Raw genomic sequence first — 17,080 nt, forward strand, 5'->3', positions numbered from 1 at the left:
GATGCCTGACCGCCGCCACGTCGCCATCATCGGAGCCGGCGCGATCGGCGTGATCAGCGCTATCGAGGCGCTGCGCGAGGGACATCGCGTGACGCTGATCGATCCGGGCGAGCCCGGCGGCGAGCAGGCGGCGAGCTACGGCAATGCCGGCTGGCTGTCGTCGCATTCGGTGATCCCGCCGGCCGAGCCCGGCGTCTGGAAGAAGGTGCCGGGCTATCTCCTGGACCCGCTCGGCCCGCTCGCGATCCGCTGGTCTTACTTGCCGAAGGCGCTGCCCTGGCTGATCAAGTATCTGCTCTCGGGCTGGACCGCGGCGCGGGTCGAGACCACGGCGTTCGCGCTGCGCGATCTCCTGAAGGACGCGCCGCTGCTGCACAGGAAGCTCGCGGAAGAAGCCGGCGTCCCCGAACTGATCGAGCGCAACGGCGTGATGCACGTGTTCACATCGCGCGGCAATTTCGACAATGATCTCGGCTGGCGCCTGCGCAGGAAGGTTGGCGTCGAATGGCTGGAGCTCAATGCCGACGAAATGCGCCAGCGTGAGCCGGATCTGCATCCGCGCTACACCTTTGGCGTCGTGGTGGAGGAAGCCGGGCGCTGCCGCGATCCCGGCGCTTATGTTGCAGCCCTTGCCAATCATGCGATTGCCAGCGGCGCGAAGCACGTACGCGCCAAGGCGACCGGGCTGAAGCTCAAGGGCGGCAAGCTCGTCGCTGTGGTCACCGAGACCGGCGAGATCGCCTGTGATGCCGCGGTGGTCGCGGCCGGTGCCCGCTCGAAGCAGCTCACGGCGTCGGTCGGCGATCCCCTCCCGCTCGAGACCGAGCGCGGCTATCATGTCGTGATCGAGAATCCGGAAGTCGGCCCGCGCAGCTCGATCATGGCCTCCGACGCCAAGCTGGTGGTGAACTGGACCAACAAGGGCCTGCGTGCCGCCGGCACGGTCGAGATCGCCGGCCTCGAGGCCGCGCCGAACTGGAAGCGCGCCGAGATCTTGCGCAACCACCTCGTCAGCATGTTCCCGAAACTGCCGAAGGACATTCCGGCCTCGCGCGTCAAGACCTGGTTCGGCCATCGCCCGAGCATGCCGGACGGACGTCCCTGCATCGGCTATGCGCGCGCCTCCCGTGATATCGTCTATGCGTTCGGCCACGGCCATGTCGGCCTGGTCGGCTCGGCCCGCACCGGCCGTCTGGTCGCCCAGCTCGTGAGCGGCAAGGCGCCGGAGATTCCACTCGCGCCGTTCGCGCCCGATCGTTTCCTCTGAGAGCGCACCATGACCACCTCAGCCAGCTCGTCCTCCCGCATCGCCCGTGGCGGCAAGGCCATCTACGGCGCGCCGCTCGGCATCCTGATGCTGGAGGCGCGCTTTCCCCGCATTCCCGGCGACATGGGCAACGGCACGACCTGGCCATTCCCGGTGCTCTATCGCGTGGTGAGCGGCGCCTCGCCGGAAAAGGTGGTGCTGAAGGGCGCGGCCGGCCTGTTGCCCGACTTCATCGATGCGGCCAAGGATTTGGTGCGGCTCGGGGCGGAGGCCATCACCACCAATTGCGGCTTCCTCTCGCTGTTCCAGAAGGAGATCGCGGCGGCCGTCGGCGTTCCCGTCGCGACCTCCTCGCTGATGCAGGTGCCGTGGGTGCAGGCGACCTTGCCGCCGGGCAAGCGCGTCGGCCTCGTCACGGTGTCGGGCTCGACCTTGACGCCGGCCCATCTCGAGGGTGCCGGCGTTCCGCTCGACACGCCGCTGGTCGGCACCGAGAACGGCAAGGAGTTCTTCCGTGTCCTGATCAAGGCCGAGAAGGACGACATGGACATCGCACAAGCCGAGCGCGACGTGGTCGAGGCCGGCAAGGAGCTCGTTGCCAAGCATCCGGATGTCGGCGCCATCGTGCTCGAATGCACCAACATGCCGCCTTATGCCGCCGCGCTTCAGGCTGAGGTCGGATTGCCCGTCTACGACATCTATTCCATGATCACCTGGTTTCATGCCGGGCTGCGCCCGCGCGTCTTTGCGTGAATGCGTCCGAGAGATCGTTACAAGTTGCAGGAGTGAACCCATGAAACTATCGGGCAAGGTCGCGGCCATCACCGGCGCGGCGCGCGGCATCGGCAAGGCCTGCGCGAAGAGATTTTTGGACGACGGCGTCAAGGTCGTCATCTCCGACGTCGATGCCGAAGGCTTGGCTGCGACGGCCGCCGAGCTCGGGCGGCCGGATGCGTTGCGTACCGTCGTGGGCAACGTCGCCAGGCGTGCCGATGTCGATCAGCTGGTCGCGACCGCGGTGAAGGAGTTCGGCCGGCTCGACATCATGGTCAACAATGCCGGGGTCGCCCGCAACCGGGATATCCTCGATATCACCGAGCAGGAATTCGACGAGATCATCGGCATCAATTTGAAGGGCGCGTTCTTCGGCGTGCAGGCGGCGGCGAGGCAAATGATCGCGCAAGGCGGCGGCGGGGTCATCATCAACATGTCCTCGGTGAACGCGCTACTGGCGATCCCGGCGCTGGCGACCTACGCCATGTCCAAGGGCGGCATGAAGCAGCTGACATCGGTCGCCGCCGTCGCGCTGGCCCCGCACAACATTCGTGTCGTCGCGGTCGGGCCGGGCACGATCCTGACCGACATGGTGGCTTCCGCGATCTACACGTCCGAGGATGCGCGCAAGACCGTGCTGTCGCGCACGCCGGCGGGCCGCGGCGGCGAGCCGAGCGAGGTGGCCTCCGTCGTGGCCTTCCTTGCCAGCGACGATGCGTCCTATATCACGGGGCAGACGATCTATCCGGACGGCGGCCGACTGGTCCTGAACTACACGGTGCCGGTGAAGGAGAAGTAGGGGCGTTGTCGCCCCACTCTCGCTGTCATCGCCCGGCTTGACCGGGCGATCCAGTATTCCGAGGCGGTCGTGATTGAATCGATGGGCCGCGGCGTACTGGATTCCCCGCCTTCGCGGGGAATGACAGTCGTCGTGAGGCGGGCAGTCTGCCCTCACTCCGCCGCGACCGTCAACCCGTAACCCAGCCGCTTCGAGATGCCCCCCGCGCAGTCGCGCAGCGCGTGCGCGATCGGGCTGTCCCAGCGGGCATCAAAAGTGCCTTCCGGGCCCATCGCGGTGATGACCAGCGCGACGTGGCCGGAATGATCGAACACCGGCGCGGAGAACGCGTTGACGCCAGGCAGGGGATCGCCGAGCGCACGGGCGAGGCCGTGCTTGCGCACCTCGGTCAGCATCTCGGCGACCTTCGTGCCTTTCACAGCGCGCTTCGGGTTGTAGCCGACACCATGGCGATCGAGGCCGCTATCGAGCGCGGCGCTGATCGTCTTTTCCGGCAGGAAGGCTGCGAACGCGCGGCCGGTCGCGGTCTCCAGCAGCGCCATCACCGAGCCGACGCGCATCACGATGTGCACCGGCTGGGCCGGCTCTTCGAGCTGCACCACGGTCGGGCCGTGCGTGCCCCAGACCGCGAGCGAGACGGCGTGGCCGATCTGGCTCGCAAGGCCCGCGATCTTGGGCCGCGCGATGCGCACGCCCGAGAGGCGGCGCAGGCTGATCAGGCCGAGCTCCAGCGCCAGCGCGCCGATCTCGTAGCGGCCGGTGGTCTCGTCCTGCTCGATCAGGCCGATGCGGGAGAAGCTGGCGAGATAGGGATGCGCCTTGGCCGGTGTCATGCCGGCCTCGCGGGCGAGATCGCGCAGCATCATCGGCTCGCCGCTGCGGGCGAGCGCGCGGAGCAATTCGCCGCCGACCTCGATCGACTGAATGCCGCGGCTCTCTCTCTTCATGCGCCTCCGATGCGCTTGAGTCGTTGTTTGAGCATGGTCTCTTCGGAAAACCGCTGCACACTTTTCCGGATCATGCTCTACGCCGCGTCGCGCTTGGCGGCGCTCTCGGCAAGATGTCTGCCGGCAATGTAGCCGAAGGTCAGCGCCGGCCCAAGCGTGATGCCGGCGCCCGGATAATTGCCGCCCATGATGCTCGCCATGTCGTTGCCGGCGGCATAGAGACCGGGAATCACCCGTCCTTCGGCATCGAGCGCCCGTGCGTTCGCGTCGGTGACGATGCCGGCATAGGTGCCGAGATCGCCGATCACCATCTTGATGGCGTAGAACGGTCCGTTCTCGATCGGTGCGACGCAGGGGTTGGGGCCGTGCAGCGCATCGCCCTGGTAGCGGTTATAGGCCTTCGAGCCCTTGCCGAAGGCGGCGTCCTGTCCCAGCGGCGCCGTCTTATTGAACTGCCTGACCGTCTCGGCGAACGCCTTGGCATCGATCCCGGCTTTCGCCGCCAGCGCTTCCAACGTGTCGCCGCGCATGAGATAGCCGGTCTTCAAATGATGACCCAGCGGCATCGGAAACGGCGGCACGCAGCCGAGGCCGTATTTCCGCAAGGTCCTGTGGTCGCAGACCAGGAAGGCGGCGATCTCCTCGCCGGGCTTGGCCGCCTTGATCATGGCCTGGACGAAGTCGTGATAGGAATTGCCCTCATTGGCAAAACGCCTGCCGTCGCGCATCACCGCGATCACGCCGGGCTTGGCGCGGTCGATAAAGTGCGGCATCACTCCCTTGGAGCCGTCCTTGCGCGTGGTCAGCGACACCGGCACCCAGGCCGCCGCGTTCGGCAGGCGGTTCTCGATGCGGCCGCCGGCGCCTTCCGCAAGGCGCAGGCCGTCGCCGGTGTTGCCTGCAGGCCCAGGCGAATAATGCTCAACGCCGGTCGGCGCGTGCGGGAACATCTTCTTGCGCCGCTCGACGTCATGGGGAAAGCCGCCGCAGGCGAGCACGACGCCCTGTCGTGCACGAACGCGCACCTCACGTCCCTGGCGCGAGACGATGGCGCCGGTCACGGTGCCGTTCTCGACCGCCAGCTCGCGCACCGGCGAGGACAGCCACATCGGAATCTTGAGGTCGAGCGCGGACTTTGCCAGGCGGCCTGCGAGCGCATTGCCGTTGGTGAGCGTCATGCCGCGGCCATAGCGCACCACGTCCATGAGATGCCGCGTCAGGCGCTTGGCGACATAGACCGCCGAGGTCAGCGACTTCGTCACGCGCATGAAGTGGATGATCTCCTTGCCGCTTCCCAACATCATGCCGAACACGGTGAGCTCGGGCAGCGGCCTGCCGAGCGATTTGATGAGATCGCCGAGCTCGCGGCCGTCGAACGGGCGCGTCACCATGGAGCGGCCGCCCTGGGCGCCGCCGGGCGCTTCCGCGTGATAATCGGGAAACACCAGCGGCATGTCGAAGCGCAGCGCGGTCTTGGTGGTGAAGAAATCGACAGCTTCAGGGCCGGCGCTCAGAAAGGCATCGACGCGTGCTGCGTCGTAATTGTTGCCGGCCTCGTGCCGCAAATACGTGCGGGCCTGCTCGGGCGTCTCCTCGATGCCATACGCCTTCGCCAGCGAGGTGCCGGGAATCCAGAGCCAACCGCCGGAGCGGGCCGTGGTGCCGCCGAAGCGCTGCTCCTTCTCGACGATCAGCACGTCGAGTCCGCGATGACGCGCGGTGATCGCGGCCGACATGCCGGAGCAACCCGATCCGGCCACGAGCACGTCGCACTCGTACGTCTCCATGGTGCCATGCTCGTTGCCAGCCATATCGGGCCTCACTTCTTCAGGAGCGGACATTTGGACTCGGAGACCGGACGGAAGGCGTCATCGCCCTTCACGGTCTTGACGATGTCCAGATAATCCCACGGCTCCTTGGACTGCGCGGGGGTCTTCACCTTGGCGAGATACATGTCGCGGATGACGCGGCCGTCCTCGCGCAACTTGCCGCCATGGACGAAGATATCCTCGATCGGCAGCTCGCGCATCTTCGCCATCGCCTTGGCGGAATCGTCGGTGCCGGCCGCCTTGATCGCCTTGAGATAGTGCAGCACCGAGCCGTAGACGCCGGTCTGGATCATAGTCGGCATCACCTTGGTGCGCTCGTAGAACTTTTTCGACCAGGCGCGGGTGGCCTCGTCCATGGCCCAGTAGGACGCCGTGGTCATATAGGTGCCCTGCGCGGCCTTCAGGCCGATGGCGTGCACGTCGGTGTCGAACATCAAGAGGCCGACCAGCTTCTGACCGCCCTGGACCAGGCCGAACTCGCCGGACTGCTTGATGGCGTTATCGGTGTCCTGGCCGGCATTGGCGAAGGCGACCACATCGGATTTCGAGCTCTGCGCCTGCAGCGCGAAGGAGGAGAAGTCGGCGGTGTTGGTCGGATGCTTGACGCCGCCGAGCACCTTGCCGCCCATCTCGTTGATGAAGCGCGTGGCGTCCTTCTCGAGTTGATGGCCGAAGGCATAATCCGCGGTGATGAAGTACCAGGACTTGCCGCCTTCCTTGATCACGGCGGAAGCCGTCACCTTCGAGAGCGCATAGGTGTCGTAGGTGAAGTGCACGGTGTTCGGGCTGCACAGCTCATCGGTCAGCGAGCTCGCGCCGGGACCGGAGAGCAGCGCGACCTTGCCCCGCTCGCGCACCATGTTGTGCACGGCGATGGCGATGCCGGAATTGGGGATGTCGACGACGGCGTCGACCTTGCCGTTGTCGAACCAGCCGCGGACGATCTGAACGCCGACGTCCGTCTTCATCTGGTGATCGGCGCTGATGATCTCGATCGGCTTGCCGAGCACGGTCGGCCCGAATTCCTCCACGGCCATCTTTGCGGCCTCGACCGAGCCCGGCCCAGAGTTGTCGCGGCCCCAGCTCGACAGGTCCGTCAGCACGCCGATCCGCACCGCGTCGTCGGACACTTGCGCGCTGGCACCTGTGGTCATGGCAGCCGAAGTCATGGCCGCGAGCACGGCGCAGGCCAGAAGCCCTCTCATTATCGTTTCCTCTCTTTTTGGCCGCTTGGTGCGGCAGGGTCGTTGTAAGGGAAATTAGATAATTGCGAATTAGTTTGTCAATGGCGAATAACGGCTGTCGGGCCGGTTCCACGATGGCCGGGTGATGCCCCTTAAGGAGCGCTCCTGCCGAGCGAAGCGAAGCAATCCAGAGTCTTTCCGCGGAGGCGGTCTGGATTGCTTCGTCGCAAGGGCTCCTCGCAATGACGAGTGTTGCGCCACCTGCGCACAAAATCCCGCGCCGCAAATCCAGTGAGGAGGCAACACCTCCACAGATTGCAGCCGTCACAAGGTTTGGCCATGATGCCGTCCGGAATCCTTTGGGGCAGGGCATGACGACAGCAACGGGGGTCTCCGCTTCCGCGGAAAGATCGACGACGGCGCATGTGGTGTGGGCGAGTGCGCTCGGCACCGCGATCGAGTGGTACGATTTCCTGATCTACGGCACGGCGGCGGCGCTGGTCTTCAACAAGCTATTCTTCCCGAGCTTCGATCCCTTCGTCGGCACGCTCGCGGCATTCTCGACCTATGCGGTCGGTTTCGTCGCGCGGCCGATCGGCGGCGCCATCATCGGGCATTACGGCGACCGGCTCGGCCGCAAGACCATGCTGGTTGCGACCATGATCGCGATGGGGTTCGGCACCTTCCTGATCGGCTGCCTGCCGACCTACGATCAGATCGGCGTCTGGGCCCCGATCCTGCTCGTGATCCTCCGTTTCGTTCAGGGCATCGGGCTCGGGGGCGAGTGGAGCGGCGCGGTCGTTATGGTGATCGAGCACGCCGGCAATCGCCGCGGCTTCTACGGCAGCCTGGTGCAGGTCGGCTTCCCCGTCGGCGTCGCCGCCTCCACCGGCATCTTCGCCCTGATGACGAAGCTGCCCGAGGCGGACTTCCTCAGCTGGGGCTGGCGCGTGCCGTTCCTGATCAGCATTCTGCTGGTCGGCGTCAGCTTCATCGTGCGGCTCAAGCTCGCGGAGACGCCTCACTTCAAGGAGATCGTCGAGCGCAAGGAGGTGCTGGCGCAGCCGGCCCTCGAAGTGCTGCGCCGCGACTGGCGCAGCTTTCTGCTCGCGATCGGCATCACGGTGTCGGAGGTCGGGCTCGCTTATCTCCTCACCGTGTTCACGGTGGTTTACGCGATGACCAAACTCGGCCTGCCCCGGCAGGTGGTCCTGGATGCGGTGGTCTATGCTGCGATCGTCGAGTTCGCGACGCTGCCGCTTGCCGGCTGGCTGTCCGACATCTTCGGACGCAAGGCGCTGTATCTGGCCGGCGGCGTGTTCTCGGTGGCGTTGGCGTTTCCGCTGTTCTGGTTCCTCGACACCAGGGAGCCGGCGCTGATCACGCTTGCGCTCGTCGTCACGATGACGCTCACCCATGCGCTGCTGTTCGGGCCGAAGGCCGCGTTCATGCCGGAGCTGTTCCGCACCCAGGTGCGCTACAGCGGCGCCTCGCTCGGCGCCAACGTCGCGGCGGCGCTCAGCGGCGGCTTCTCGCCGCTGATCGCGGCGGCGCTGCTGGCCTGGGCCGGATCGTACTGGGCGGTGTCGGTCTACATCGTCGCGCTGTCGGTCATCACGATCGTCGCGACGCTGCTGGCGCCGGAGACGGCGCGGGACTCGCTAAGATCCTGAGCGTCGGGACAAGCAAGCCGGATTTGCAGCGTTCTGAAACACCAGGAAGGTGATGGTCGTCGGCGCAAGCCTGACCGTTCCCGGCGGTGCTGCGCGTGCCTCGAGCCGGGGCAGCTGGCCCTCAGGGGTCAGCGTGAGCCTCTTGCCGTTCAACTGCACAATCTTACCATGCAACTGCGCTGCGTGCAGCGTGTACCGCTCGGCGGAATCCGGCAGCGATAACGTGCGCGATGTGCCGCGCGACGTGTTGATTGCGAGCAGCGACACCGCACCTGTCGTGGCTGGGTGGCAATGCGCGTAAAGATGGAGATCGCGCGCAGCAGGTTTGCCTGCGTCGAGCACGATCGTTCCCATCAGCCGGCGCCAGAGCAGCGCGGCCCAATAGCTCGGCCGCGGCCGGAACGTTGTTTCGTCGAGCAGGCCGTAATCGCTGGCAGCCAGCGTGTTGTGCATCACCACTTGAACGCCGGCCTTCGCCAGGCGTCCGAGCTGGTCGAGATAGCGGAACGTGTCCAGAAAAGTCCTGTCCCATAAGCCGCCGCCGCAGGCGGCATCAGCCGTCTCGGTCAACCAGATCGGCTTGCCCGGCTCGAATGCGTCGCGTAGCGCCTGGTAGGTCCGGAGTGTCGCATCCGTGCGCGCCAGCCATTGCTCCGAGAGGGCCTGCGCCGGATCGTCGTGCCCGCCGCAGCGCGGCGAGATCGTATTGTAATGGTGATAGGAGAACCGATCGACGCCGGGACCGGATGCTGCAAGCAGGTCCCGCGTGGTGAGCCCCGCTCCGGACGGCGATGGTGCATCGCCGACCGAGCCGGGACCGAGGATCAGCGTCTCCGGTGCGGCGCGCCGCATCCACTCGCGAAAGACCTTGAAGTCGCGGCCATACGCGGCCGCGTCATAGCCCGCCGGTGCACCGCCCGTCGCTGCGAGCGTCGGCTCGTTCATGAATTCGGCGGCGGCGATGCGCCCACCCAGAGCGCGCGTGGTGTCGACCAGCTGCTGCGCCTGATCCGGCTTCCATATGCCGTGGTCATCGCGGCTGCCGGGACTGATCGCAAAGGAGGTGACGATCTCCGCATCGACCGCATGCGCGAACTCCACGACGCCGCGCCACTGCGCTCGGCTGAGCACCGTGTTGAATCCCGGCGGTGGGGCTCCCGGCGCCTCGGCAAAGAACGTCGCATTGGCCCAGGTGCCGCTCACGCGCAGATAGGCCGGCGACAACGCCGCGGCGAGCAGGCGCAGTCGCGCATTGGCAAGATCGATCGGCGGCCGCGCGCTGTAACGATCCCGTTCGTCGAAGGCACGTGCGGTTCGCGGATAAGGCTTCCAGAACCGTCCGCCGGTCACTTCCACCATCTCGATGTTGTAGGATTGAAAGCGCGCATCGATCGTTCCGAGCGTCTTTAGCCCGGCAGGCGAGATGGCAATGTCATCGGCCTGCGCCGCAAAGGCGGTTGCGACGGCCAGCAGGGCAATCGCGCCGGCCGTGCGACCGGCCGGACGCGGTCGGGTCCCTGGTCTGCGGTGTGCTGCCGCCTGGTTCGTCATGCGCGTTGCCCCGGGGCCAGACGCGCGGAGGCAACCTGGCCTTACCCTCGACCCGCCCATTTTACCCCTTTTTTACCTTGCCGTTGCCGCCGAGTGCGTCCGGGCTCGGCGGACCATCGATGGGGTCGAAAAAAAATCCGTTGGCCCCTCTTGAAACCGGTTTGCGGTTTTCTAAGTCGTTTTTCGCCGCGAGAGCGGTGTGTCGGATGCCAACCGGGTCCGGCACGGGCGCCGGGTTGGTCTTTCGGACCCGTCTGAAATCCCGCCTTGCGCTCCTTCGTATCCATCTTGCTCTTTGGAGGACTTGGTTATGAGGACCAGCTTTGACTTTGCGCCGCTGTGGCGCTCCACCATCGGCTTCGACCACCTGGCCGACCTCGTCGACAGCACGCTCCGCCAGGCGACCGAGGACAATTATCCCCCCTACAACATCGAGCGATCCGGCGAAGACCACTACCGGATCAGCCTTGCGGTGGCAGGCTTCGGCGTCAGCGACATCACCGTGACGGCCGAACAGAACGCGCTCACCATCGAGGGCAGGAAGCCCGAGACCGCCGCGCGGGAATATTTGTACCAGGGCATCGCCGCGCGTCCGTTCCGGCGCGTGTTCAACCTCGCCGACTATGTCCAGGTGAAGCAGGCCTCGTTCCAGGACGGGCTCCTGATCATCGACCTCGTCCGCGAGGTTCCGGAAGCCATGAAGCCGCGCCGCATTCCGATCGCGGGCGGCGCTCCTGCGGCAACGCAGATCGAGCAGAAGAAAGCAGCCTGAGCGCTCGATCGAACAGGTAGCGGAACGCGGCGCGCGCGTGCGCGGGCCGCGCTTTCCGATGCATGAAGGAGGGTACCATGGCTTTTCGTGATCTCATTCCCTGGTCGAAGAACCAGGAGCTTGCGCCGGCGCGCGACAATTTCGATCCGTTCCTGACGCTTCACCGCGAGATGAACCGTCTGTTCGACGATGTCTTCCGCGGCTTCGGGGCGACCAGCCTGTCGCCGCTGATGGAGGGCCGTTTCGGCTGGCCGAAGGTCGAGCTCAGCGAGACCGACAAGACGCTGACCGTCTCGGCCGAGCTTCCCGGCCTGACGGAGAAGGACGTTCAGGTCGAGATCGCCAATGGCGTGCTGACCGTCCGCGGCGAGAAGAAGGCGGAGCGCAACGGCGAAGGCAGGTTCTTCACCGAGTGCTATTACGGCGCCTTCGAACGGCAGATTCCGCTGGAGGGTGTCGAGGAGGACAAGGCAGAGGCGTCGTTTAGGAATGGCGTCCTGACCGTGTCGCTGCCGAAATCGGAGAAGGCACGCGAAGGCGTCAAGCGCATCGCGATCAATACGCACTAACGTCAGGTGAGACGGCGGCGATGTGGCGCCGCCGTCTCATCGTCAACAAGCCGTCCCCCTGGAAAGGAGCATGTGGGAGACCCATCGATGACCAACGTGAATACCAGTTCCGGCACTCTCAATCCGCTGTTTCATCCCGCCGCCCACTACGACTCGCCTGCCGACGTCCTGAATGCCGAGGATCTCTCGTCGCCCGAGAAGCGCGTCATCCTGTCGTCCTGGGCATCGGACATGTATGCGGTCGAATCCTGTCCCGCCTTGCGCGAGATTCCCGGCATGAGCCACACGGTCCGGCTCGTCGACATTCTAGCCGCCTTGCGCAAGCTCGACGGCGACAACGACAATGACGACCCGCCGCGCGGCGGCGGCGTGCCGATGCGGCTGCGGCGGCCATGGGCCGCCGCCGAAGGGCAGGCGGCATGATAGTCACGCCCACCGTCCTCGCTCTCGTGCTGCTCGGTCAGGCCGCGGCAGCCTGGACTGTCCCGCTTCTGGCCCTGCAAGGCTGGATCGTCGCGTCAGGCGACGAAGGCTGAAGCCACGAAGGTTTCGAAACTCCCCACAACACAAGCGGCAGGGTGACGATGATGAATGCTGTGCGTCTGCTGTTCCTGGCCTTGCTGATGCTGACGCTCACGGCGTCGCAGCCTGCCGCCGGCCAGATCCCGGATGTGAAGACCGGCGGCCCGGTGCCGACCCTGGCGCCGCTGGTGCGCCAGGTGACGCCCGCGGTGGTCAACATCTCCGTGCACGGCCGCGTGCGCGAGGACAATCCGCTCTATCGCGATCCGCTGTTTCGCGAGTTCTTCGACGTTCCCCGGCAGATCGAGAAGGAGGTCAATGCGACCGGCTCCGGGGTGATCGTCGACGCCCAGCGCGGCTATGTGCTGACCAACAATCACGTGGTCGAGGGCACATCCGCCGTTCAGATCACGACCAAGGACGGCCGGCAGTTTTCCGCCAAGGTCATCGGCCGTGATCCGCCCACGGATGTCGCGGTGCTCCAGGTTCAGAACCCGGTCGGGCTCAAGGCGCTTGCCTTCGGCGACAGCGACGGGCTCGATGTCGGCGATTTCGTCCTCGCGATCGGCAATCCCTTCGGCCTCGGCCAGACCGTGACCTCAGGGCTCGTCAGCGCGCTGGGCCGCACCGGCCTCGGCAAGCAGGGCTATGAGGATTTCATCCAGACTGACGCGGCGATCAATCCCGGCAATTCCGGCGGCGCGCTGGTCAGCCTGCGCGGCGAGCTCGTCGGCATCAACTCGGCGATCATCTCGCCCGCCGGCGGCAATGTCGGCATCGGCTTTGCCATTCCGGTCAACATGGCGCGCAAGGTGATGGAGCAGATCATCGTGAGCGGCCGCGTCGAGCGCGGTCGCATCGGCATTTCGCTGAAGGACCTGCATCCGTCGGTCAACAAGGGATTGAATCAGGGCGCCGTCATCGCCGAGATCGCGGCGGATTCGCCCGCAGAGAAGGCCGGCCTGCGCAAGGGCGATGTCGTGACCGGCGCCGACGACCGCCCGATCCGCACTGCCGCCCAGCTCCGCAACACGATCGGCCTGGCGCGGATCGGCGAGGACGTGAAGCTCTCGCTGCTGCGCAACGGTGCGCCGCTCACCGCCACGGTGAGAGTGGCGCCCGCAGCCGGCACGAGCAGCGCGCTCGCAGGCCCCAACCGCCTCGTCCGCTGAAACGAATGCACAGGGACGAACCGCGCTAGCGGTTCGTCCTGTGATGGCAGGGCTATGGCATATGACTTGTGATGGCGGTCGTTGCGCACGCCTCGTCCTTCGAGACGGCGCTTACGCGCCTCCTCAGGATGAGGCTCATCAGCGTCAGTGCCTCTTGAAACTGCAGCCACACACTCCGTCCTCATCCTGAGGAGCCCGCCTCAAGCGGGCGTCTCGAAGGATGGCCGCAGGGGAGAGCTCTCAAATGCGATAGCCCTCCCTGCGACGGTGCCGGGGAGGCGTGATCTCCCAGCTCAGGCCGCGCGGTGATCCCATTCGCCTTGCAGGTCCCGGATCAGCCGCCGCTCGCGTTCGATGCGCTGGTGATAGAGCTCGCGCTCATGCTCGCTCTTGGCGCTGGCAAGAAGCAGCTCGTAATGGCCGATGACCTTCTCGCTGCCGCGGATCAGCAGATCGCGTTGGCTGTTCATTGGGCCATCCCCAACGCGTTCGCCGGCGCTTCGGCGGCGCGGAAGCCGACGGGAAAGGTGCTGGCGGTCAGGCCATCGAGCGCCGATCGCTCTTCGGCAAGTCGCCTCTCGATGAATTGGCGCTCGAGCTGCGACAGCCTGGTCTTCAGCAGGCGCCGGTAGCGGTGGATGTTGTTGCGGTGCGCACGAATGCGGGCCAAATTCTCATCGAGCATCGTCGTCTCTCCAGACGGTCGCGTTAGATCCTTTGGTTTTGCGAGGATGAGAAGATCTCTTCTCGGCGAAAAAATATTCAGCGGCTAAGCGGTGTCAAGATGTTGGCGCGCCTGTCCTCGTTGCCGGCTCCTGGAGATCGATGGTCGGCCGATCGAGCTGTCCGGACGCCCGGGTTCCGGGCGCGATTGCCTTTTGTTGGCCGGCAAGGGAACCTCGTGTGGCCATATTTGAGCAGGAGTGATCTGTCGCGAGGGAGGCGCTCCGATGAACAAGGCACTGATCACTGCTGTCGCAATGTTGGCCTGCGTGCCCGCGGGCGCGCTCGCGCAGGAGCGCGCGGGCGATGCGGCGCTCGGCGCGGTCTCGGGTGCGGTCGTGCTTGGGCCGGTGGGTGCGGTCGCCGGCGCCTTGATCGGCTACACGGCCGGACCTTCGATCGCCCGGTCCTGGGGCCTGAGAGGCTCGCAGTCGGCCAGGCACCGGCAGCCGCCGCCGCGTCGCGCCGCCGCGACCGGTAGCCCGTCGCGCACGCGCGAGGCAATGGCCGCCAACGGCCAGATGAGAGCTGCCGGCAATCCGGCCCCGCCGGTCCAGGCTCCGCCGGTTCAAGCCGCGCCTGCCGCGCCGGCGCATTCCTCGGCACCGCCCGTTCAGGGGTTCGACTGAGGCCGGCAGCCGGCCCGGCTTGCGTCCCGCTCTAGGACTGGCCGAGAATCTTCATCGCCGCGCGAAGGTGCGGCTTGTCGATCATCTGACCGTCGAGCCGCAACGTGCCGGAATTGGGATTGCTCGCGAACGCCGCGATCACCTTCTCCGCCCAGGCGCGCTCGGCCTCCGTCGGCGCGAAGGCCGCGTTGACGATGTCGACATGCTTGGGGTGGATCAGCGCCTTGGCCGAAAAACCGTCGCGCCGCGCGGCACGCGTCTCCTGCTCGAGGCCGGCGAGATTGTCGATGTCGGTGTAAACAGTGTCGATCGGCGCGACCTCGGCGGCTGCCGCCGCGATCAGGCAGAGATCCCGCGCCAGGCGATAGGGGCTGTGGAACACGCCGCCGCTCGCCTTCTCGGTAGCGCCGAGCGAGGCGGAGAGATCTTCCGCGCCCCACATCAGTCCGGCGAGGCGAGGGGAGCTGCCCTTGTAGCTGCCGAGCCCGAAGATCGAGCCGGCGGTCTCCGTCGCGACGCAGACGATGCGGGTCGCGCCGATCGCGATGCCGGAGGCGGCTTCCAAAGCTTCGAGCCAGGTCGCGACCTGACGCACGTCGTCGCCGCCTTGCGATTTCGGCAGCACGATGCCATCAGGCCTGCCCGGCATGATCGCGGCGAGATCGGCCAGCGTCATGCCGGTGTCGAGCGCGTTGACGCGGACATAGAGCTGATGCGGGCCGGGGCGGCTCTTCAGCATCGAGAGCGTGAGCTCACGCGCCTCCGCCTTCTTCTCGGTGACGACGGAATCCTCGAGATCGATGATCAGCGCGTCGGCCTTGCCTTCGCTCGCCTTCTCGAATTTGCGCCGGGAATCGCCCGGCACGAACAGCATCGAACGCATCAGACCGGCCTCTTGTGCATCATCGCCATGCGGCGGCATTTGCCGACAATCTCGTCGTTCTGGTTCAGGGCATGATGCTCGAACTCGACGATGCCGGCCTTGGGCCGTGATCTGGATTCCCGCACAGAGAGCACCTTTGTCGTGGCCCGCAACGTGTCGCCATGGAAGACCGGCTTCGGAAAGGTGACGTCGGTCATGCCGAGATTGGCGACGGTAGTCCCTAAGGTCGTATCATAGACCGTCATGCCGATCATGATGCCGAGGGTGTATAGGCTGTTGAAAATGCGCTGGCCGAACTCGGTCTTCTCGGCGAAATGCGCGTCGATGTGCAGCGGCTGCGGATTGAGCGTCAGCAGGCTGAACATGGTGTTGTCCATCTCCGTGACGGTTCGGGTCAGCGGATGCCTGAACTCCTGGCCCACGGAAAAGTCCTCGAAATAAAGTCCGGCCATCGCGGTTTCCTCCCTGCGAAATAACGGCGCATTCGTCACGTCGCGCCGCATGACCCCATGCATGGTAGACACACTTCGCGGGCAAATTCACGTATCTGCATGTAGTTTTTCGAGCTAAACAATGCTTGGCGAAGGGAGGTCAAGACCATGGATTTCGCGCTCACCGATCAGCAGGAAGCCATTCGCGACGCCATCGCCAAGATCTGCGAAGGCTTTCCCGACGCCTATTGGCTGAAGAAGGACCACGACGGCGGCTTCCCGCACGACTTCCACAAGGCGCTGGCAGATGCCGGCTGGCTCGGCATCTGCGTGCCCGAGGAATATGGCGGCTCCGGGCTCGGCATCACGGAAGCTGCGATCATGATGCGCACCATCGCCGAGTCGGGCGCCGGCATGTCCGGTGCCTCGGCGGTGCACATCAACGTGTTCGGGCTCAACCCCGTCGTCGTGTTCGGCACCGAGGAGCAGCGCAGGCGCATGCTGCCGCCGATGGTCGAGGGCCGCGAGAAGGCGTGCTTTGCGGTGACCGAGCCGAACACCGGCCTCAACACCACCCAGCTCAAGACCCGCGCGGTCGCCAAGAACGACCGCTACATCGTCAATGGCCAGAAGGTGTGGATCTCGACCGCGCAGGTCGCGCACAAGATTTTGCTGCTGGCGCGCACCACGCCGCTGGAGGAGGTGCGCTCGCCAACCCACGGCCTCAGCCTGTTCTACACCGATTTCGACCGCAACAGGATCAAGGTCCACGAGATCGAGAAGATGGGCCGCAAGATCGTCGATTCCAACGAGCTGTTCTTCGAGGATTTCGAGATCCCGATGGAGGACCGCATCGGCGAGGAAGGCAAAGGCTTCGAGTACATCCTCGAAGGCATGAATCCGGAGCGCATTCTCATCGCGGCCGAGGCGGTCGGTCTCGGCAAGCTCGCCCTGTCGCGCGCGACCGAATACGCCAAGACGCGAATCGTGTTCAATCGTCCGATCGGCAAGAATCAAGGCATCCAGCATCCGCTCGCGGTGAACTGGGTCGAATTGGAAGCGGCCTGGCTGATGGTGATGTCGGCGGCCTGGCAATACGACAAGGGCATGCCCTGCGGCGCCGCGGCCAATGCGGCGAAATATCTCGCGGGCGAAGCGGGCTTCTCGGCCTGCGAGCAGGCGGTGATGACCCATGGCGGCTTCGGCTACGCCAAGGAATTCCACGTCGAGCGCTATTTGCGCGAGGTGCTGATCCCGCGCATCGCGCCGGTCAGCCCGCAGCTCGCGCTCAGCTTCATCGCGGAAAAGGTGCTGGGGCTCGCCAAATCGTACTGAACAAGTCGTACTGAGCGGGT

18 protein-coding genes are annotated in these 17,080 nt (G+C 65.7%); 10 read left to right on the plus strand and 8 right to left on the minus strand.

The window, feature by feature from the left end; translation table 11 throughout:
• Position 1 precedes the first annotated feature (1 nt).
• Genes I6F33_RS09550 through I6F33_RS09560 form a run of 3 tightly spaced genes read left to right on the plus strand, consistent with a single transcriptional unit; the run spans position 2 to position 2,840 of the window.
• The gene (locus tag I6F33_RS09550; protein ID WP_225142165.1) at positions 2-1,267 is read left to right on the plus strand and encodes an FAD-binding oxidoreductase; all 1,266 of its coding nucleotides are present in this window, start codon (positions 2-4) and stop codon (positions 1,265-1,267) included.
• A 9-nt stretch (positions 1,268-1,276) separates the two neighbouring features.
• A complete protein-coding gene (locus tag I6F33_RS09555; RefSeq protein ID WP_036007157.1) occupies positions 1,277-2,020 on the plus strand; it encodes an aspartate/glutamate racemase family protein in 744 nt (247 codons plus the stop codon).
• A 40-nt stretch (positions 2,021-2,060) separates the two neighbouring features.
• A complete protein-coding gene (locus tag I6F33_RS09560; protein WP_036007160.1) occupies positions 2,061-2,840 on the plus strand; it encodes an SDR family NAD(P)-dependent oxidoreductase in 780 nt (259 codons plus the stop codon).
• A 152-nt stretch (positions 2,841-2,992) separates the two neighbouring features.
• Here I6F33_RS09560 and I6F33_RS09565 read toward each other — a convergent pair whose 3' ends face one another.
• The 3 genes from I6F33_RS09565 to I6F33_RS09575 all read right to left on the minus strand — a co-directional run bounded on the left by I6F33_RS09565 (position 2,993) and on the right by I6F33_RS09575 (position 6,821).
• Positions 2,993-3,787: an IclR family transcriptional regulator gene (locus tag I6F33_RS09565; RefSeq protein WP_225142168.1), complete on the minus strand. Its 795-nt coding sequence runs from the start codon at positions 3,785-3,787 to the stop codon at positions 2,993-2,995.
• 77 nt (positions 3,788-3,864) lie between these two features.
• On the minus strand, positions 3,865-5,598 hold the full coding sequence (locus tag I6F33_RS09570; protein ID WP_225142170.1) for an FAD-dependent oxidoreductase: 1,734 nt from the start codon (positions 5,596-5,598) through the stop codon (positions 3,865-3,867).
• 8 nt (positions 5,599-5,606) lie between these two features.
• The gene (locus I6F33_RS09575) at positions 5,607-6,821 is read right to left on the minus strand and encodes an ABC transporter substrate-binding protein (protein ID WP_225126122.1); all 1,215 of its coding nucleotides are present in this window, start codon (positions 6,819-6,821) and stop codon (positions 5,607-5,609) included.
• Between the two features lie 350 nt (positions 6,822-7,171).
• Between I6F33_RS09575 and I6F33_RS09580 the strand changes: the two genes are divergently transcribed.
• Entirely contained in the window at positions 7,172-8,473 is a 1,302-nt protein-coding gene (locus I6F33_RS09580) for an MFS transporter (RefSeq protein ID WP_225142171.1), read from the plus strand.
• On the opposite strand, the gene I6F33_RS09585 is transcribed toward I6F33_RS09580, so the two are convergent.
• Positions 8,462-10,024: a hypothetical protein gene (locus tag I6F33_RS09585; RefSeq protein ID WP_225142173.1), complete on the minus strand. Its 1,563-nt coding sequence runs from the start codon at positions 10,022-10,024 to the stop codon at positions 8,462-8,464. The genes I6F33_RS09580 and I6F33_RS09585 overlap by 12 nt on opposite strands.
• A gap of 310 nt (positions 10,025-10,334) precedes the next feature.
• Between I6F33_RS09585 and I6F33_RS09590 the strand changes: the two genes are divergently transcribed.
• The 4 genes from I6F33_RS09590 to I6F33_RS09605 all read left to right on the plus strand — a co-directional run bounded on the left by I6F33_RS09590 (position 10,335) and on the right by I6F33_RS09605 (position 13,059).
• Complete coding sequence (locus tag I6F33_RS09590) at positions 10,335-10,796, plus strand: Hsp20 family protein (RefSeq protein ID WP_225112090.1); 462 nt, start codon at positions 10,335-10,337, stop codon at positions 10,794-10,796.
• Between the two features lie 77 nt (positions 10,797-10,873).
• Positions 10,874-11,365 carry an Hsp20/alpha crystallin family protein gene (locus tag I6F33_RS09595; RefSeq protein ID WP_036007189.1) on the plus strand — a complete coding sequence of 164 codons (492 nt, stop codon included), beginning with the start codon at positions 10,874-10,876 and terminating at the stop codon, positions 11,363-11,365.
• An 87-nt stretch (positions 11,366-11,452) separates the two neighbouring features.
• On the plus strand, positions 11,453-11,788 hold the full coding sequence (locus I6F33_RS09600; protein ID WP_225134479.1) for a hypothetical protein: 336 nt from the start codon (positions 11,453-11,455) through the stop codon (positions 11,786-11,788).
• Positions 11,789-11,952: 164 nt separating this feature from the next.
• Positions 11,953-13,059, plus strand: coding sequence for a trypsin-like peptidase domain-containing protein (locus tag I6F33_RS09605; RefSeq protein ID WP_225142485.1), 1,107 nt, complete (start codon positions 11,953-11,955; stop codon positions 13,057-13,059).
• A 293-nt stretch (positions 13,060-13,352) separates the two neighbouring features.
• Here I6F33_RS09605 and I6F33_RS09610 read toward each other — a convergent pair whose 3' ends face one another.
• On the minus strand, positions 13,353-13,529 hold the full coding sequence (locus tag I6F33_RS09610; protein ID WP_225142175.1) for a hypothetical protein: 177 nt from the start codon (positions 13,527-13,529) through the stop codon (positions 13,353-13,355).
• A complete protein-coding gene (locus tag I6F33_RS09615) occupies positions 13,526-13,744 on the minus strand; it encodes a hypothetical protein (protein WP_036007194.1) in 219 nt (72 codons plus the stop codon). The genes I6F33_RS09610 and I6F33_RS09615 overlap by 4 nt, the downstream gene beginning before the upstream one ends.
• Positions 13,745-14,009: 265 nt before the next feature.
• Between I6F33_RS09615 and I6F33_RS09620 the strand changes: the two genes are divergently transcribed.
• A complete protein-coding gene (locus tag I6F33_RS09620) occupies positions 14,010-14,411 on the plus strand; it encodes a hypothetical protein (RefSeq protein WP_192893299.1) in 402 nt (133 codons plus the stop codon).
• 31 nt (positions 14,412-14,442) lie between these two features.
• On the opposite strand, the gene I6F33_RS09625 is transcribed toward I6F33_RS09620, so the two are convergent.
• Both I6F33_RS09625 and I6F33_RS09630 read right to left on the minus strand, forming a co-directional pair.
• Positions 14,443-15,294, minus strand: coding sequence for a CoA ester lyase (locus tag I6F33_RS09625; protein ID WP_225126117.1), 852 nt, complete (start codon positions 15,292-15,294; stop codon positions 14,443-14,445).
• Complete coding sequence (locus I6F33_RS09630; protein WP_338076419.1) at positions 15,294-15,797, minus strand: MaoC family dehydratase; 504 nt, start codon at positions 15,795-15,797, stop codon at positions 15,294-15,296. Before I6F33_RS09630 ends, I6F33_RS09625 begins: the two co-directional genes overlap by 1 nt.
• A gap of 96 nt (positions 15,798-15,893) precedes the next feature.
• Here I6F33_RS09630 and I6F33_RS09635 point away from each other — a divergent pair, with 96 nt between their 5' ends.
• Positions 15,894-17,060 (plus strand): acyl-CoA dehydrogenase family protein, encoded by a 1,167-nt coding sequence (locus tag I6F33_RS09635; RefSeq protein ID WP_036007218.1) that lies wholly within the window; start codon positions 15,894-15,896, stop codon positions 17,058-17,060.
• Positions 17,061-17,080 lie beyond the last annotated feature (20 nt).

The sequence above is a fragment of the Bradyrhizobium sp. BRP20 genome (assembly GCF_020194215.1).
GTDB classification, from domain to species: domain Bacteria; phylum Pseudomonadota; class Alphaproteobacteria; order Rhizobiales; family Xanthobacteraceae; genus Bradyrhizobium; species Bradyrhizobium yuanmingense.

Coding starts and splice junctions, on each gene's coding strand:
- I6F33_RS09550 (WP_225142165.1), top strand. CDS start 2: ATGCCTGACCGCCGCCACGTCGCCATCATCGGAGCCGGCGCGATCGGC.
- I6F33_RS09590 (WP_225112090.1), top strand. CDS start 10,335: ATGAGGACCAGCTTTGACTTTGCGCCGCTGTGGCGCTCCACCATCGGC.
- I6F33_RS09635 (WP_036007218.1), top strand. CDS start 15,894: ATGGATTTCGCGCTCACCGATCAGCAGGAAGCCATTCGCGACGCCATC.
- I6F33_RS09570 (WP_225142170.1), bottom strand. CDS start 5,598: ATGGCTGGCAACGAGCATGGCACCATGGAGACGTACGAGTGCGACGTG.
- I6F33_RS09580 (WP_225142171.1), top strand. CDS start 7,172: ATGACGACAGCAACGGGGGTCTCCGCTTCCGCGGAAAGATCGACGACG.
- I6F33_RS09565 (WP_225142168.1), bottom strand. CDS start 3,787: ATGAAGAGAGAGAGCCGCGGCATTCAGTCGATCGAGGTCGGCGGCGAA.
- I6F33_RS09605 (WP_225142485.1), top strand. CDS start 11,953: ATGAATGCTGTGCGTCTGCTGTTCCTGGCCTTGCTGATGCTGACGCTC.
- I6F33_RS09595 (WP_036007189.1), top strand. CDS start 10,874: ATGGCTTTTCGTGATCTCATTCCCTGGTCGAAGAACCAGGAGCTTGCG.
- I6F33_RS09585 (WP_225142173.1), bottom strand. CDS start 10,024: ATGACGAACCAGGCGGCAGCACACCGCAGACCAGGGACCCGACCGCGT.
- I6F33_RS09630 (WP_338076419.1), bottom strand. CDS start 15,797: ATGCGGCGCGACGTGACGAATGCGCCGTTATTTCGCAGGGAGGAAACC.
- I6F33_RS09620 (WP_192893299.1), top strand. CDS start 14,010: ATGAACAAGGCACTGATCACTGCTGTCGCAATGTTGGCCTGCGTGCCC.
- I6F33_RS09610 (WP_225142175.1), bottom strand. CDS start 13,529: ATGAACAGCCAACGCGATCTGCTGATCCGCGGCAGCGAGAAGGTCATC.
- I6F33_RS09625 (WP_225126117.1), bottom strand. CDS start 15,294: ATGCGTTCGATGCTGTTCGTGCCGGGCGATTCCCGGCGCAAATTCGAG.
- I6F33_RS09560 (WP_036007160.1), top strand. CDS start 2,061: ATGAAACTATCGGGCAAGGTCGCGGCCATCACCGGCGCGGCGCGCGGC.
- I6F33_RS09555 (WP_036007157.1), top strand. CDS start 1,277: ATGACCACCTCAGCCAGCTCGTCCTCCCGCATCGCCCGTGGCGGCAAG.
- I6F33_RS09575 (WP_225126122.1), bottom strand. CDS start 6,821: ATGAGAGGGCTTCTGGCCTGCGCCGTGCTCGCGGCCATGACTTCGGCT.
- I6F33_RS09600 (WP_225134479.1), top strand. CDS start 11,453: ATGACCAACGTGAATACCAGTTCCGGCACTCTCAATCCGCTGTTTCAT.
- I6F33_RS09615 (WP_036007194.1), bottom strand. CDS start 13,744: ATGCTCGATGAGAATTTGGCCCGCATTCGTGCGCACCGCAACAACATC.